Source organism: Flavivirga aquimarina (assembly GCF_030540835.1).
GTDB lineage: Bacteria > Bacteroidota > Bacteroidia > Flavobacteriales > Flavobacteriaceae > Flavivirga > Flavivirga aquimarina.
The window spans coordinates 104,634-120,890 of the sequence record NZ_JAUOEK010000063.1 but is presented as its reverse complement, the minus strand read 5'-3'; the positions used below and the strand labels follow the sequence as shown (position 1 = coordinate 120,890).

The 16,257-nt window shown below is 31.6% G+C and carries 16 protein-coding genes; 4 read left to right on the top strand and 12 right to left on the bottom strand.

Annotated elements, in window-relative coordinates; translation table 11 throughout:
* The 3 genes from Q4Q35_RS04805 to Q4Q35_RS04795 all read right to left on the bottom strand — a co-directional run.
* Positions 1-785 (bottom strand): IS4 family transposase (locus Q4Q35_RS04805; RefSeq protein ID WP_303276807.1); only part of this gene is annotated, 785 nt, incomplete at its 3' end.
* Between the two features lie 329 nt (positions 786-1,114).
* Positions 1,115-2,650, bottom strand: coding sequence for a YifB family Mg chelatase-like AAA ATPase (locus Q4Q35_RS04800; RefSeq protein WP_303276805.1), 1,536 nt, complete (start codon positions 2,648-2,650; stop codon positions 1,115-1,117).
* 334 nt (positions 2,651-2,984) lie between these two features.
* Complete coding sequence (locus tag Q4Q35_RS04795; protein ID WP_303276804.1) at positions 2,985-3,659, bottom strand: hypothetical protein; 675 nt, start codon at positions 3,657-3,659, stop codon at positions 2,985-2,987.
* A gap of 330 nt (positions 3,660-3,989) precedes the next feature.
* On the opposite strand from Q4Q35_RS04795, the gene Q4Q35_RS04790 reads away from it, so the two are divergent.
* Genes Q4Q35_RS04790 through Q4Q35_RS04775 form a run of 4 tightly spaced genes read left to right on the top strand, consistent with a single transcriptional unit; the run spans position 3,990 to position 6,509 of the window.
* A complete protein-coding gene (locus tag Q4Q35_RS04790; RefSeq protein WP_303276803.1) occupies positions 3,990-4,490 on the top strand; it encodes a hypothetical protein in 501 nt (166 codons plus the stop codon).
* Positions 4,491-4,504: 14 nt separating this feature from the next.
* Positions 4,505-5,149 carry a hypothetical protein gene (locus tag Q4Q35_RS04785; RefSeq protein WP_303276802.1) on the top strand — a complete coding sequence of 215 codons (645 nt, stop codon included), beginning with the start codon at positions 4,505-4,507 and terminating at the stop codon, positions 5,147-5,149.
* Positions 5,119-5,865, top strand: a complete 747-nt coding sequence (locus Q4Q35_RS04780) for a sensor histidine kinase (RefSeq protein ID WP_303276801.1) — start codon at positions 5,119-5,121, stop codon at positions 5,863-5,865. Before Q4Q35_RS04785 ends, Q4Q35_RS04780 begins: the two co-directional genes overlap by 31 nt.
* Positions 5,866-5,867: 2 nt before the next feature.
* The gene (locus Q4Q35_RS04775; RefSeq protein WP_303276800.1) at positions 5,868-6,509 is read left to right on the top strand and encodes a response regulator transcription factor; all 642 of its coding nucleotides are present in this window, start codon (positions 5,868-5,870) and stop codon (positions 6,507-6,509) included.
* 135 nt (positions 6,510-6,644) lie between these two features.
* Here the strand turns inward: Q4Q35_RS04775 and Q4Q35_RS04770 are convergent, their stop codons facing one another.
* The 9 genes from Q4Q35_RS04770 to Q4Q35_RS04730 form a co-directional block, all read right to left on the bottom strand.
* Positions 6,645-7,943: an alginate export family protein gene (locus Q4Q35_RS04770; protein ID WP_303276799.1), complete on the bottom strand. Its 1,299-nt coding sequence runs from the start codon at positions 7,941-7,943 to the stop codon at positions 6,645-6,647.
* A gap of 153 nt (positions 7,944-8,096) precedes the next feature.
* On the bottom strand, positions 8,097-8,927 hold the full coding sequence (locus Q4Q35_RS04765; RefSeq protein ID WP_303276798.1) for an ABC transporter ATP-binding protein: 831 nt from the start codon (positions 8,925-8,927) through the stop codon (positions 8,097-8,099).
* Positions 8,928-8,936: 9 nt separating this feature from the next.
* Positions 8,937-9,785 carry an ABC transporter ATP-binding protein gene (locus tag Q4Q35_RS04760; RefSeq protein ID WP_303276797.1) on the bottom strand — a complete coding sequence of 283 codons (849 nt, stop codon included), beginning with the start codon at positions 9,783-9,785 and terminating at the stop codon, positions 8,937-8,939.
* A gap of 93 nt (positions 9,786-9,878) precedes the next feature.
* Positions 9,879-10,985, bottom strand: a complete 1,107-nt coding sequence (locus tag Q4Q35_RS04755) for an ABC transporter permease (protein ID WP_303276796.1) — start codon at positions 10,983-10,985, stop codon at positions 9,879-9,881.
* Between the two features lie 156 nt (positions 10,986-11,141).
* Positions 11,142-12,536 carry a CmpA/NrtA family ABC transporter substrate-binding protein gene (locus tag Q4Q35_RS04750; protein ID WP_303276795.1) on the bottom strand — a complete coding sequence of 465 codons (1,395 nt, stop codon included), beginning with the start codon at positions 12,534-12,536 and terminating at the stop codon, positions 11,142-11,144.
* 287 nt (positions 12,537-12,823) lie between these two features.
* Positions 12,824-13,615, bottom strand: a complete 792-nt coding sequence (locus Q4Q35_RS04745) for a polysaccharide lyase family 7 protein (protein WP_303276794.1) — start codon at positions 13,613-13,615, stop codon at positions 12,824-12,826.
* A gap of 308 nt (positions 13,616-13,923) precedes the next feature.
* Positions 13,924-14,634, bottom strand: coding sequence for a cytochrome c3 family protein (locus Q4Q35_RS04740; protein WP_303276793.1), 711 nt, complete (start codon positions 14,632-14,634; stop codon positions 13,924-13,926).
* Between the two features lie 9 nt (positions 14,635-14,643).
* Complete coding sequence (locus tag Q4Q35_RS04735; RefSeq protein ID WP_303276792.1) at positions 14,644-15,672, bottom strand: ferredoxin--NADP reductase; 1,029 nt, start codon at positions 15,670-15,672, stop codon at positions 14,644-14,646.
* A gap of 9 nt (positions 15,673-15,681) precedes the next feature.
* Entirely contained in the window at positions 15,682-16,161 is a 480-nt protein-coding gene (locus Q4Q35_RS04730; protein ID WP_303276791.1) for a hypothetical protein, read from the bottom strand.
* Positions 16,162-16,257 lie beyond the last annotated feature (96 nt).

Sequence of the window (16,257 nt, the reverse complement as noted above, 5' to 3'; positions counted from 1 at the left end):
AAATGTTCAATTTTCAGTTTGTTTTTTAACTCATCATAAAAGGTTTCAACACCCCACCTTTTGGCATAAAGTTCTTTAAAGAGAGAGCTAGGGTACACTTTGCTATTAAGCAAGGAGGTTATTAAAACTTCAACTTGCCCCTTAGGTAATTCCACTCGAATTAACCTAACCTTGATTGGCGTATTTCTATCATATGGTTTATCTGATAGTTTTGTGTTTTTACCTGGATAGATATTAGTAATTAGAGATCTTTTTTTGCTTTTTTCAAAATCAATGATAAGCTGACTAAAACTGATTTTTACACGCATTAAATAATCAAGATTTCTCTCTTGGTGTTGATGTATAAAATAATAAGAAGGATAACCTCTATCGTAAATTAACAGGTCTCCTTTTTTGCAGTTTGATAAATGTGAAATTGCTAGTTCCCGCTCTCCTTGTTTTAGAGGAGCTAATAGACCATCCAAAACATAGTTGTTCTCAATATCATATAGAACCGAACATCTTGCTTGCACTATACTAGTTATCGTTTGATTTTTGGTTTCACCATATAGTTCTTTTAACTCTTTTGTAATTGGTAAAGTAATACGAGAACCGTCTACGGCTAAAAGCCTAAACCCTTTCCATAGTTTAACACTTAATTCATTATCGGTGTAAAATTCTTTTATTAAGGTTTGAGAAAGATGTTTGAATACTTTTGGTTCAATTTTCATTCTAGCCTGAACGAAAGCACTTTTTGTAAATTTCTGGTGGGATTTTAATTTTAAAAAACTTACGAAGTTTTCAATTTCTAGAGAAAGACTTTTGCGTAGCTATGAAGTTGTTTTCAGATACACGAAACTCGTTTTTTAGACTTTCACTAAATAATTCTACTTTTAATTTTTTAAAAATAAAAATAGCAGTTTTTTTTCAAGGTAATAAATGTTTGATTATCAATATAATATACGAAAATCATATCGAAAAAACAAAGATAAAACATTGAAAATCAAATAAATAAACCCTTAACTTTATGACATTGAGATCGTTTGCAACGAGTGCTGTCACAAGTATACACCTCTTGTATGTTTTTAGATTCCTGCCTTACTGAAACAAGTTCAGCACATGCCGCAGGAATAAGTCACCCCAACCACCCCTCACGATCCAAACTTCTATATTGAATAGCCTCACTAATATGAGAACCATTAACGTCTTCCACACCCTCTAAATCCGCAATAGTCCTAGAAACTTTCAAAATACGATCATAGGCACGAGCAGACAAATTCAAACGCTCCATAGCTGTCTTTAATAACTGTTTAGAAGCTTCATCCAACAAACAATACTTTCGAATTTGCTTTGTATTCATTTGCGCATTATAATGTACAACATCAGATTCTTTAAAACGATTGGTTTGAATTTCTCTAGCCTTGGTAACTCGTTTTCTTATATCTACCGAAGTTTCCCCTTTTCTATCTTCCGACAGCTTTTCAAAAGGCACAGGCGTTACTTCAATATGAATATCGATCCGATCTAATAAAGGCCCAGAAATCTTACTCAAATAACGTTGCATTTCCGCAGGACTGGAAGTTACTGGAGCATTGGGATCATTAAAATAACCTCCTGGACTCGGATTCATACTCGCCACCAACATAAACGATGATGGGTATGTTACGGTAAACTTAGCACGCGAAATAGTCACTTCTCTATCTTCCAACGGTTGCCTTAATACTTCTAAAACACCACGTTTAAATTCTGGCAATTCATCTAAAAACAACACGCCATTATGCGATAAAGAAATCTCTCCGGGTTGTGGAAATGCACCACCCCCGACCAAAGCGACGTCCGAAATAGTATGATGAGGACTCCTAAAAGGTCGTTGCGCCATAAGCCCAGAATCTTTAATTCGACCAACCACCGAATGTATCTTAGTCGTTTCCAAAGCTTCATAAAGTGTCATAGGAGGTAAAATACTAGGCAAACGTTTTGCTAACATCGTTTTTCCAGCACCCGGTGGACCTATCAAAATGATATTATGCCCTCCAGCTGCTGCAATTTCCATACAACGCTTAATACCTTCCTGTCCTTTAACATCTGAAAAATCAAATTCTGGAAATTCTAAATTTTTATAAAACTCTTCACGAGTATTGATTATAGTTTGTTCAAGCGGTTCACCCTTGTCAAAATAATTAATTACCTGCCATATATTATTTATACCATAAACTTCTAAACCATCTACTATAGCAGCTTCTTTAGCATTTTGTTCAGGTAAAATAAAACCTTCAAACCCTTCTTCTCTAGCTTTAACTGCAATAGGTAATGCGCCTTTTATAGGCTGTAAACTTCCATCAAGCGAAAGTTCTCCCATAATTAGATAACGTTCTAAATCCTCAGTTTTAATTTGCTTAGAGGCCGCCAAGATTCCGATAGCCAAAGTAAGGTCGTAGGCACTCCCCTCCTTCCGCAAATCGGCAGGTGCCATGTTAATTGTTATTTTCTTTCCTGGGATTTTATAACCGTTATTTTGAAGTGCTGCTGCAATACGATAATTACTTTCTTTTATGGCATTATCCGGCAACCCAACTAAATGATAGCCTATACCTGAATCTACATTAACCTCGACCGTTATTGTAGTGGCTTCCACGCCAAAGACAGCGCTTCCAAAAACCTTTTTAAGCATATTGATTATTTTTTTCAAATGTAAGAAAATAAAACACATGTAATCTACTTAACTTACTGATTTGTTCATGTACAAAAAGGGGATGGTTTTAAAGTTTAATCGTGAAGAAAAAGATTCCATTTTCACTTTAACTATACTAGGTGTCACACAAGAAAGACAATGTTAAAGTAATCCTTATCATATATAAAAAGAAAAGACCCCGAAATAATTTCAAGGTCTTAATCAATACTTAGCGCAATAAGCCTACAACTCTTAAATATACCAAGTATTTTAGTTTCCTTCTAAACTCCACCTTTAATACCGGGGGAGGTACCACATTGCTGTGTTTAGGTAGTCATGTCTGTAATGACATTAATTTACGAATAGAAACCGTATGACGCACTTTTTTTAAATAGGCACCAATTAATGTTGATACGCCTAGCATCCACTTATATATACCATAACTAGGCAAATAATTAAAAATTCCTGTTTTAGGCTTTATGCGCTCTTTTATGTTTGTAGTATTATAAAGAGATTCTAAGTCGTGATCGACAGTTAGATCATCTAAACACAAAATGGGAGCACTATCAGGTTCTTGTAGTGGAGTGCCCTCTAACTCAATTGTAGAGGGTGTTACAATTTCAATAGGCTTTGATGCAACCACAGACTCGTATTCGTATAGGTTAAGTTTTGTTAAGTTTTCAGTAAACCATTTTGTTTCTTTTGATGGAGATTTATAATCCTGTTCATATCTTACTTCCATTTTATCATTATCAATGGTAAATATGAATGTGTATTTTGCTTTTATATTGTGAAAAACAGTCCAGTACATATTAGTACTGTTTATTTCTGGGGTTAGTATTTTAGTTCCCCAGCTATAATCTTTCTGATTATATTTACCATATACCTGAACATTTTTTCCATTATTGGAAATAATTATTTTAACAGTGTTTTTTGTGTTTTTATTATTATTAATCCAAATACCGTCAATAGTATTTTTAATAGTTAATATGTTTACGAGGGCTTCCATTTAATATATTTTTAAGATATTTCCTTTAGATTTTATCATTAAATATTAATGATTCAAAAGTATTTTTAAAATCATGCTGAATCAAGAGTAAAAAGCCTAAAAATCTACAAGGGTATTATTCCGAAATGCCATAAGTGTTTTATTTTTTAAATAGGGGATTTTCCCCCTTTTTTAACAAAGGAAAACACTGTTGCTTTATCAAAAAAACATTATCAATAAATTGATTATCAATAATTTAAATCAAATTGTATTTTATAGAACGTCTCATTGAGATATAAAACTCAAATATTAATTATGTATTTTTGAGAATAACCTTTAATAAACCACATAATGAAAACTAAACTGCATTTAAAATCGGCTATACTTTTGATTATTATAGCTCTATTGTTTCAATCATGCCTAGACAAACCAAAAACTAAAAAAATCGATCGCCCAAAGCAAGCTATTGATTATGAGTATGCTAATGCTTTAGAAGAAGAGTTTAAAAAAACTCGAGGTGACACCATAAATAAATATCTTAATATAAGAGATACTCGTGAATTCTGGTTTGACTTGGATGAATTAAAAAAATACATTGCTTATGTAGAACAAGAAGCGGATTCATTGGGCTATAAAAATTTAGGAATTCGTATTTATAAAGGTGCTTATCCTAGAGATAAATCACATCCAGATCCAGGGTATTCGACTGTTATTTTAGTTCCTACTGGAGATAAAATAACCTCTAAAGGGAGTTTTTTACCAGTAAACATAACATTTAGTGGAAATAATAATATTAACAAAATTCCGGCATATAACTTTGCTCATGCTGGAAAACCACCTAAAGAGTTATAATGCATAAATAGCCTATGAAATATATTCCATATTTAATTAATGTACTTCAATTAATAACTGCTGTTATTGCTTTAGTAAATTATAAAAAATATAAATTTTCCACAGAAAAGTATTTTCTTCCTTTTCTGTGGATTGTATTTATTTTAGATTTTTCTTGTGGAATTTTAGCAGATTTATATTCTTTTAATATTTATTTGATATACAATATATTCATAGGTATTAGTTTTATATTTTATTATAATTGGTATTATTCCATTTTATTACGAGAATTACACAAAAAATTAACATTATTCTTTGCCTTTATTTTTGTCATAGTAATAATTACCAATTTTATTTTAAATAAAAATGATGAGTTTCTTGATTATTCATTCGTAACTGGAGCTATTTTTATTGTAATACTAACTGGCTTTTATTTTTATGAGCTAGCAAATACCGATAGTATATTTTCAATTAAATATAAATTAAGTTTTTGGATAGCTTTAGCAATTATTTTATTTTACGTAGGAATGATTCCTTTCATGCTATTATCTAAGTATTTTAATTTAGCATTTGAAGCAAATGATACATTTATTATAATTTTAATTAGTTTAAATATGATTCTTTACTGTTTTTATATAATAGGCTTCTTATGGACGAAAAAGAAATACAATCATTTTTAATTATATCATCTGTTGTCTTATTTATTTTAATAATTACAATGATTTCTCTTTTTCTTTTTTTTCAAAAAAGGAAAAACGCCTTGCTATTAAAAAACGAGTTTGCCAAAAAACATTTTGAACAAGAAATATCTAAAGCCAAAATTGAAATTAGAGAAGAAACCTTTAGAAATATTAGCTGGGAATTGCATGATAATATTGGACAATTATTAACGTTAGCAAAAATACAGTTACAAAACAATTCTCCTGCTAGTGATATAAAGGAGACATTAAATAAAAGCCTTAAGGAATTAAGGATTTTATCTAAACTAATTAATCCCGATGCTCTAAAAAACATGTCTTTAGAACAAGCTATAACCGATGAAATTAATCGATTTAACAGGCTTAATTATATAGAATCTAAATTTACTATTAAAGGGCAACAAATAAAAATAGACGGCAAAATTGAGATTGTATTTTTTCGAATTTTACAAGAGTTTTTTTCGAATACTATAAAGCATGCCAAAGCAACTCATTTAGATATTTTATTAAACTATCAACCAGATATGTTAACTATTATTGCAAAGGATAATGGTTTAGGGTTTGATTTAAACAAAAAAAACTATTCTGGAATTGGTTTAACTAACATAAAAAATAGAGCTAAATTGGTAAATGCGAATGCTACCATTTTATCCGAACCAAATAAAGGAACCAAACTAACTATTACTTACAAACTTTAACCATGAAAGCACATAAGATAGTCATTGTTGAAGATCATGTTTTATTATCTCAAGCCATAGCAAGCCTAGTAAATTCTTTTGAAGATTTTAATGTACTTTATACTTGCAAAAATGGCAAAGAGCTCCTTACTAAGCTCAAAACATTCGATAATATTCCTGAAATTATACTTATGGATGTTAACATGCCTATCTTAAACGGCATTGAGACTACTGAAATCATAAAAAAAGAATACCCTAAAATTAATGTTATAGCCCTTTCTGTTGAAGAAAATGATATAACTATTATAAAAATGCTTAAAGCCGGAGCTAAAGGGTATCTTTTAAAAGATGTTGAAAAAGATATTTTAGAATTAGCTTTAAAAGAAACCATAAAAAATGGCTATTATCATACGAAAGATGTGTCAAATATTTTGATCAATTCTTTAAATGATGATAATTCAACTAAAATTCAACTAAAAAAAAGAGAAATAGAATTTATAAAATACTCATGTTCTGAATTGACTTATAAGCAAATAGCAGAAAAGATGTTTTTAAGTCCAAAAACAATTGATGGTTACAGAGATAACCTGTTTCAAAAATTGAATATTAAGAATAGAATCGGGCTTGTATTATATGCTATTAAAAATGGAATTTATAAATTGTGATACGGCATTTAGAAAGTCCATTATTTAAACTTCATAAAACTTAAGCAAAAAAAATCCCCTCTCGGGGATTTTCAAATTGGATTAACACTAAAACAAAACACTGTTTCCAATTTAAAGTAACTAAAATTATGTCAATTATTTTTTAGCACCATTTAAAAATTTAGGTTTTAACACCAACATAGCCCATGCCCAGTTTTGTCCACTGGCAGCAACATCTTCGGTTACACCTTTTAGCTCGTACATACCATCACTGGCAAACATTTGAGAATATCCTACAACTAAAGCATACCCTTTAAATGCCTGTTTAAATACTAAATCTATTTCAGTTCCTAAAGATTTTTCGCCACTTGCTAACTCTTGTTCACCACTAAAATTTAATGCTTTAATCAATAGACTAGATTTTTCAGTAAATTTAAAGTTAGCACTTACATGTACATCGAATAAACCAATAGAATTAGCATGGTTACCTACATAGAAATAATCCATAAATCCGTTAAATTTATGATTGGTTCCATATAGTGGGAAAAATGCACCTGTATTGGCTGCATCACTTTCGTCATTACCGCTAATAATCTCTATTCCTGCACCTAAATTTACTTTAGGAGATACTTTATAGCCCAAATCTAAGCCTAATAAATAAGCACTTTTAACATCTTTGTAAACAGCCCCAGATGCTGGAGTATATATCGCCTCTCCTGTTTGCAAATAAGCATTTGCGGCTACAGAAAACGTCTCTTTAGAGAAAGTTAAGTGAGTTCCTATAGTTTGTAAATTTGCAACATCTGTTAAACCTGCAGCTTCATTTTGAAATCCATTATTCATAATTAACAAGCTTCCTCCAAAGTTTTCCCATTTCTTATTTAAGTGCAACATTTGCATCGTTTTATAAGAGAAGAAACCGGATGTATTATAACCTGTTCCTGTTGACACAAAACCTGTAGGGTTTGAATAATCCTGATTAAAAGCTAAAGCAAAATCTAAAGCAAATCCATTCTTGCTATATTTTAACAAAGCAGCATCATGATTACGTCCTTGTTGTGCCCAATCTAACCCACCTAATATACGTTGGTCGTCGTATGATAATACCTGACGTCCTAATTTAGTTGAAAGTCCTTCTGCTAAATTAATTTCTGCCCAGGCTTGAAAAACGGCAAACGAATTGTTTTGATCGTATGGTAATATTTGTCTGTTTTCTCCCCATACTAATACGTCTTGCAAGCTTACATAAAATTTATAGGCATCTACTGAATAGCCTGTGTTTAAACGCATACGAGTTGAAATACCAAATCCGCCATCTGTTCCATCAGCAATTAGACTTCCAAAACCATGACGGTATTCTGCACGTGAACGTAACTCTCCATCTAATGTAAATTGTGCGTTTGCAAACTGAACCGACATGGCCAACATTGCTATAAATAAATAAATCTGCTTCATAATTTTTAATTTTGATTGTAAATTCAAGTTGTTTCTAATTTTGAGTTGTTTTTTAATCTTTCTATTTAATAAAACATAAGCCTATACTTACACTGACAAATATAACTTCACTATATGTAGTATTTTATGATATATCTCACGTTTTAATCTTAATTAATGTTCTAAAAAATCTATTAAATGTTTTCTATATTTATAATAATCATCATGCTCTAAAACGGCTTTTCGTGTACGAGGTCTTTCAAAATCAATATTCAGTATATCCCCTATTTTTGCCTTAGGGCCACTTGTCATCATAACGACACGATCGGCCAAAAATATAGCCTCATCAACATCATGGGTAATCATTACAGCTGTAATTTTTTCTTTGTTCCAAATTTCAATAAGAATATCTTGAAGCTCCCCTCTGGTAAGAGAGTCTAGCATTCCAAAAGGCTCATCTAACAATAACACTTTAGGTTTTATAGCAAAAGCTCTTGCTATACCTACACGCTGTTGCATACCTTGAGATAATTCGGATGCCTTTTTAATAAAAGCACCTTCTAATCCTACTTTTTGAAGGTAATATTTAGCAATATCATGACGCTCGCCTTTGGTAGCATGTGGGAATACTTTATTAACGCCTAATAATACATTTTGAAGCGATGTCATCCAAGGCATTAAACTGGGAGCTTGAAAAATAACCCCTCGGTCTGGTCCGGGACCTTTAATATACTTTCCTAAAACAGATATATTACCTCCTGAAATGGGATTTAATCCAGCAATCATTGAAAGCATAGTGGTTTTACCACAACCAGAATGCCCTATTATAGTTACAAACTCTTCTTTTTTTATTTGAAGGTTTAAATCCTCAAGAACCACATAATCTCCCTTTGGTGTAGGATAAACTTTTTTTAACTTTTTTAGGTCTAACATGACATCGTTAGAAGGAAAAAGTCCATTATCTGTATGACTTTTTGTTGTTTTATTTTCAAGTATTGTACTCATGCTGATACCTTATTTAAATTGATTAACAAAATCTTTCGGATTCAAATCCGGAAGCACAAACTCTTCTTTGCTTTGCGATTTTCTTTCGTCCCCTATATCCATTAAATACTCTATAATGGCATTTCTTGTCTTTTTGTAATTGGCATTATCATTCATCTCTGTTTTATCTCTTGGGCGGTCAATATCAATCTTAAACTCTGGCCCTAGAGTTGCATTTGGTCCCGGCCTTAAAGGAATAATACGATCTGCCATATAAATACCTTCATCTACATCATTAGTAATTAGCAAAGCGGTTCTTCTATCTTTACCCCATATATTTAAGATTTCATCTTGAAGATTTCCACGAGTTAAAGCATCTAATGCTCCTAAGGGTTCATCCATAATAATCATTTCTGGTTTCATAGCTAAAGCTCTAGCAACAGCAACCCGTTGACGCATTCCACCAGATAATTCTTTAGGACGTTTATTAATTGCAGGTGTTAAACTTACCATTTCTACATATTCTGCAACAATTTCGTTTAATTCCTTTTTACTTTTCTTCGGAAAAGCTTCCTTAATAGCCATAAATACATTTTGTCCCACTGTTAACCATGGTAATAGCGAATAGTTTTGAAAGATGACACCGCGCTCATGACTTGTACCTACTACAGGAGTTCCCTTAAATAAAACCTCCCCTTTTGTTGGCTCTAATAAACCATTAATCAAATTTACTAAAGTCGTTTTGCCGCTGCCTGTAAAACCTACAATGGCTACAAACTCACCTTCTTCAATTGATAAATTGATATTGGAAAGTACTTCGGTGGCATGATCGCCTTGTCCGTAAGTCTTGTGTATATTATTTAATTCTAAATATGCCATATTTTTAATGTTGATTTGTTAAGTTATTGATTTGTTAAGCCGCTACTCGATTGCTGGATTATACGACTAGACATCTAAACAACTTTTCATATTTTAAATCGCATCTGTTTTATCAAAAGACACCGCATTTTGTATTGTTAACATCAATCTGTCTAATAAGAATCCTATGATTCCAATAACAAACATGGCTACAATAATTTTTGAGTTAGAATCGTTGGCTCCATTTTGAAATTCTTCCCAAACAAATAATCCTAAACCAGGGCTTTGTGCTAATAATTCGATAGCAATTAACACCATCCATGCAACAGATAAGGTTATTTTTAAACCTGTAAATATTAATGGTAAGGATGACGGTAATACCACCTTAAATATTTTTTGAGCAGATCCGAGTTTTAATACTTTAGCAACATTAATATAATCTTTATCTACCGATGATACTCCCATAGCAGTATTCACTAAAGTTGCCCACATAGAGCATAAACCAACACTGATAAACGAAATTGTAAATGAACTGTCCTCACTGGAATCAATAAGAAGTGTTTTTACAATCATAAATACTAACAGGTACCAAACTACTGGTGATACTGGTTTAAAAATTTGAATAAACCAATTAAATGAACTTTTTAAAGTGGGGCTTAGTCCAATAAATATCCCAAGAGGTACAGCAATTAAAAGAGCTAATAAAAATCCAGCAAATACCGTTTTTAGGCTTCTAAAAATTTGATCTACAAACGAAGGCCTTCCTGTATAAACAATAGGAATTTTTCCTTCTGCGATTCGCTTTTCATTTAAAGCAGCAGTCTTTTCTTTAAATGCTGCTTTGTCGGCGCTAATAATACTATGGTCTCTAAGTAGTGACTTATAAGATTCCCAAACTTGTGCCGGAGATGGTAAGGAGTTTGGTTGACAACTAATGTCACCAGAAGCTATACAGGCAGCAGTTGCATCTGCTGCTGCTTGTCCTTGTTCCTTTAAAGCTTTATTAATTTTATAATCAGCTTCAATATTATAAAGTGTCTTTGCCCCCATATGCCACAATCCTATAAACAAGAATATAGAAGCAATAGGTACTATTGTTTTACGTAAGACCGTTTTAAAATCTTCTTTTTCTAGTTTTCCAGTAAATAAATCTTTTAGTGTTCCTAAAAAACCTAAACCAACAAACTTGGTGACTTTATTTAAGGTTAAACTCTGTTTCATTTTTATTTTGTTTTAATAATGTGCTTATTATAATTTTGTTATTTGTCATTCCGAACACTGAGTAATCTCTTTACTTTATGAGATTTCTCGTCGTTTGTCCCCACTCTGTCGAAATGACAAACAACTGAAATAAATGGATGATATCTAGTTACATATTTACTGTGCAACTTTATCTTTATTTCCTATTGAGAAACTATTGATATAGCCTATAGGATCTTTAGCATCATATTTAGTACCATCAATAAAATCGGTGGTTACAGGTTTATATCCATCTGTTGTTGGAATATCTTTAGCAGGAATATTACCTTCTTCTACTAAAAGTGCAGCTGCTTTTTTCCAGATATCTGGTCTGTAAATATCTTTTATAGTTTCAGAGTACCAAGCTGCTGGTTTAGACTCTGGAATTTGTCCCCAACGTCTCATTTGAGTTAAAAACCAAATACCATCTGAATAGAACGGATATGTTGCATTGTATTTGTAGAATACGTTGAAATCTGGCATGTCTCGTTTGTCTCCTTTTTCAAATTCAAAAGTTCCTGTCATAGAATTTGCTAATACAACTTCATCTGCTCCAACATATTGAGACATCGATAAGATTTTTACAGCTTCTGCTCTATTACCCGGCTCATCTAACCATTTTCCAGCTCTAATTAAAGCTTTAGTAACTGCAACAGCTGTATTTGGGTTTTCTTCAACAAACTTCTTTGTCATTACAAATACCTTTTCTGGGTTGTTTTTCCATATATCATAGTTAGTAGTTACTGGCACTCCAATACCTTTAAAAACAGCTTGTTGGTTCCATGGCTCTCCTACACAGTACCCATAAATGGTACCTGCTTCAAGCGTTGCTGGCATTTGTGGTGGTGGCGTTACAGATAATAAAACTTCTGCATCAATTTGTCCTTGCACATTTTCTGCTGTGTACATCCCTGGGTGAATACCTGCTGCTGCTAACCAATATCTAATTTCATAATTGTGTGTAGATACTGGGAATACCATACCCATTTTAAAAGCTTTACCAGAATTTTTGTAATCTTCAATAACCGGTTTTAAAGCTTCTGCTTTAATAGGGTGAATAGGTTTCCCATCTGCTCCTTTAGGTACATTAGGTTTCATTTTAGACCAAACATCGTTCGATACGGTAATACCATTACCATTTAAATCCATTGAAAAAGGTGTTACCAATTCTGCCTGACGTCCAAAACCTGCACCTGCAGCAATAGGCTGACCTGCTAACATATGTGAACCATCTAACTGACCATCAATAACACGGTCTAATACATTTTTCCAATTTGATTGTGCTTCTACAGATACAAATAAACCTTCATCTTCGAAAAAACCTTTTTCTTTTGCGATGGCTAATGGCGCCATATCGGTTAATTTTATAAAACCGAATGTTAATTGCGGTTTTTCAATATCTAATGTTTTTGTTTTAGAGGTTTTAGTTACAACACCTTCTGTAGCAGTTTCCTTTTTTTCTTTTCCTCCACAAGAAAAAAACAATAATGAAAGAGAAAATAGCAATGTTGTTTTAGTAATTAATGATTTCATATTTGTAGTTTTTAATAATTTCTAAGTAATAATACTTATTTATACTGCAAATATATAAGTAGTCTTAGTTCTATTTCATGATGAACACCACGTTGAAACCTCTTTTTAATCCATAAAAAAACCTGTCAAAAAACAGGTTTTAATTATAAATATCTAATAATAAACAAATTAAATAAGTAAGTATAGTCACTTAATAGTAACATATAAAATACGTATTATGCGTTTTTAATAAATAAAGACAGGTCTTATAAAAAATAATAATCGATTTTACCCTATTTAAAATCTTTTTAGTGATTTATTGAGAAGTAACTATATTTAACAGTACAGGTTTTATCATTACCTTCTGTGTAAACACCGGCTTTTAAATAATATGTATTGCTCTTACTACTCCATGCACTGCTGGGAGAAAGCGTTTTTGTCCAACTATTTCCATTAGTTTGCACTTTCACCTCTGCTTTAGACTGACCACTTAAACCTGTTTTAACTGTAACTGTTATAACATTCCCAGAAGTATATTTTGGCCCAGTATAAGTAGAATAACTAGAACTGCTACCAGTAGGGTTTGTTTCAGTTTCTTTAATTCTAATATACCTATCATCGTCTATATAAAGTCTTATCCAAGGTCTTTTAATCCCACTGCCTCTGTTATGAATCTGAGCTATACTAATACCATTTTTTGCTATATTAGTGTACTTAGCTGTAAATGTCATAGTTTTGGATGTACTTAATGAGGATTCATCTCCTGTATTCTCTTTCAATTCAGTTCTATGACCTTTACCTGATAAACATTTCATCATAACAATACCGTCATTATATTTATCCATCCAGCTTTCATTATCTACACCACAGGCTCCAAAAGTACTACGGTTTCCTGTACTACCGGAAATCCAACTAGTTTCCACAACCAAATCTTCAAAATCAACATTAGGTCCGCAGAATCCTCCAGAAGTTTTTGCTGATAGGTTTTCAGGCTTTAAGTTAACTGCTTCCATTTGTTCTGGAGTTTTTCCTTCATCTACAGAGCACCCCATAATAATTAATAGTAAAACAGATGTTTTAAGTTTCAAAAAATTTTTCATAATAGTTTAGTTTTAAATTAATATTAAATAACATTAATTAGCAACTTTTGTCTGAAGATCTATTGGAAAACCAGATTGGTTTTCCAGATTGGTTTACCAAATATAATGATATTTATTAATATTTTATATAAAACATATTATTTTAACAAAAAAACATATAAATAATTACAAAAACACCAATTTTGCAAATTATAAATTGATGTTTTTGTGAAGAAAGGAAAATATTCCTTAAGAATACATGGTATTTAGTATGATACTATTTAGGGAAGTCTTAACAGCCTATTACAAACTTTTTTTTGCAGGGTTAATCATTTATTATTCAATTGCTCTAACCATTCAGATTGGGATAAGCCAATATACTTTTTATCTGTACCAAACGGATCTTCTCCGCCGGCAAAATAAGCTTGAATAACTTTCATCGGGATGGTATCTTTTAATTTAGTTGGGACTTCATATTTATGATTTCCATGAAAATCGTGGCATTGAATACAAGTAAACCACTCTTCTTTAGTAATTAAATCTTTATGTGATATATCCAGAGGATCATTCTCAACAACTAAATCTTGATGACAGTTTATACAGTAATCTATAGATGTTACACTTACTCGCTCTTCATGATGTTCTGAATGACACGTGATACAAGTTCTGGCATCTATTTTTTTAACAGCTTCTTTAAACCTTGGTTCTGAAAAACGATAATTAGGATGTCTGTCGTTGGGTCTATCATGACATTGTAAACAATTGTCTACGGTAACATCTTCTGTACCAAAATCTACACCTTCTTCTCTACTACCAACTGCATAAGATATATTTGATTGAATTTGTTGCATTAGGTTTCCTCTAGCATCTGCATGACAAGCAACACAAGATAATTCTTGGTGTCCAGTATTCATAGGCCCAATAGATACATATTCTCCAGCCGATTCTAATGTTAAAAAATAAAAAACAGAAAAACCTATAATAACACCTGCAATACCACCTATAAACTGTCTTTTTCTTAATGAGCCTACTTTAAACATACATATTAATTAAATTTCAATAACTACTTCTTCACTTATAGGGTAGCTTATACAAGTTAAAATATCTCCATTTGCAACATCATTTTCCGAAAGAAAATGACCTTCTGTCATTTTAACTTCTCCAGAAACACATTTTGCCTTGCATGTTGAACACATACCCGATCTGCAGGAATAAGGCAATACGATGTTATCTGACATCGCTTGCCACAATATCGATTTATCCCCTCTAACTTTAATTTGATGGGAATTCCCCTTAACTTTTAGTGTCACGTTACTTATTAAATCTTTACCTAAAAGCTTTATTTTAGGGCTTTTAAACACCTCTAATTTTATTTGTTCTCTAGAAATACCGTTTTCTTTTAATATCTCTTTTATTTTTTCCATAAATCCAAAAGGTCCGCAAATCATATAAGTATGATCCTCATATTTAATATCATACTTTAAAAGTATTTTATCTAACAACGTTTTATTTGCTAAACCTGAATGATAGTTTGCATCTGCATCTGCACAAGTAGATAGGATATGATCTACATAAAACCTATTTGGATATTGATTTGCTAAAGCTTTTAATTCGTCATGAAAAATTATAGATTCCATATTTTGATTTGCATATACCAGCAATACTCTAGACTGTTCTTCTTTTACCAAAACAGATGTTATTATAGAATAAATAGGTGTTATGCCACTCCCTCCGGCAAATAAAACATATTGTTTTTTTACTTCAGGTTTGGGTTCTACGTAAAATGAACCTGCCGGTTTATCTATTCCTAATTTATCTCCTATTTTAATATGATCATGCAGATAGTTAGAAACCAATCCTTTTTCAACACGTTTAATCGTTATTTTTAAATCTTTTTCTGTAAAAGGGTTACTACTAAACGAATAGGCCCTTTTATGAACAACATTATCTATAGGTACATGTACTGTTAAAAATTGTCCAGGTTTATACGATAATTTGTTGAATAAATTTCCGTTTTTAAAACTCAGGCTTATTGAGTCTTTTGTTTCCTTAATGATATGTTTTATCTGTAACTTCATACGTCGTATTTATTTATAATAGAAAACAACTCCTATATGGAAAAACATGAGTATTGATATGATAATAGAGCATGCCACATGAACAATCATCCATCCCTTAAATAACAAATCACTGTTATTTTTAATGACGTCCAAGTTTATATAGCCCAATAAAGCGTTTGAAAAGAATATGTATGAAAGTAAAAGCAAATAACCATACCCTAAGCCCATACTATGTGCATAAAAAAACAAAGGACTTAAAGCACCTAACCATTTATGTATGAGTGTCATTTTTATAGAGTAGCTCCTCAATTTTTTAACAACTCTGGTAATAGTAAGTAGCCACTGAAACGTTATTAATAAAGCAATTGTCAGACCAGACCAACGTTTGTACATTTCCTCTTGTTGAAGTGCTAATAGCCAATTCCATTCTAACTTTAAAAAAAATTGTATCAGGAAAAGTATGAGCAAGACTAGGCCTAAAATGGTAGATTTGTTATTGGTTACCATATATCAATATTATATTCTAATAATTAAATTACAATACAACCTGTCTATAGCTTAAGCTTACTAGCAGCTATAGACATGATTGTAGCTAATAAACAC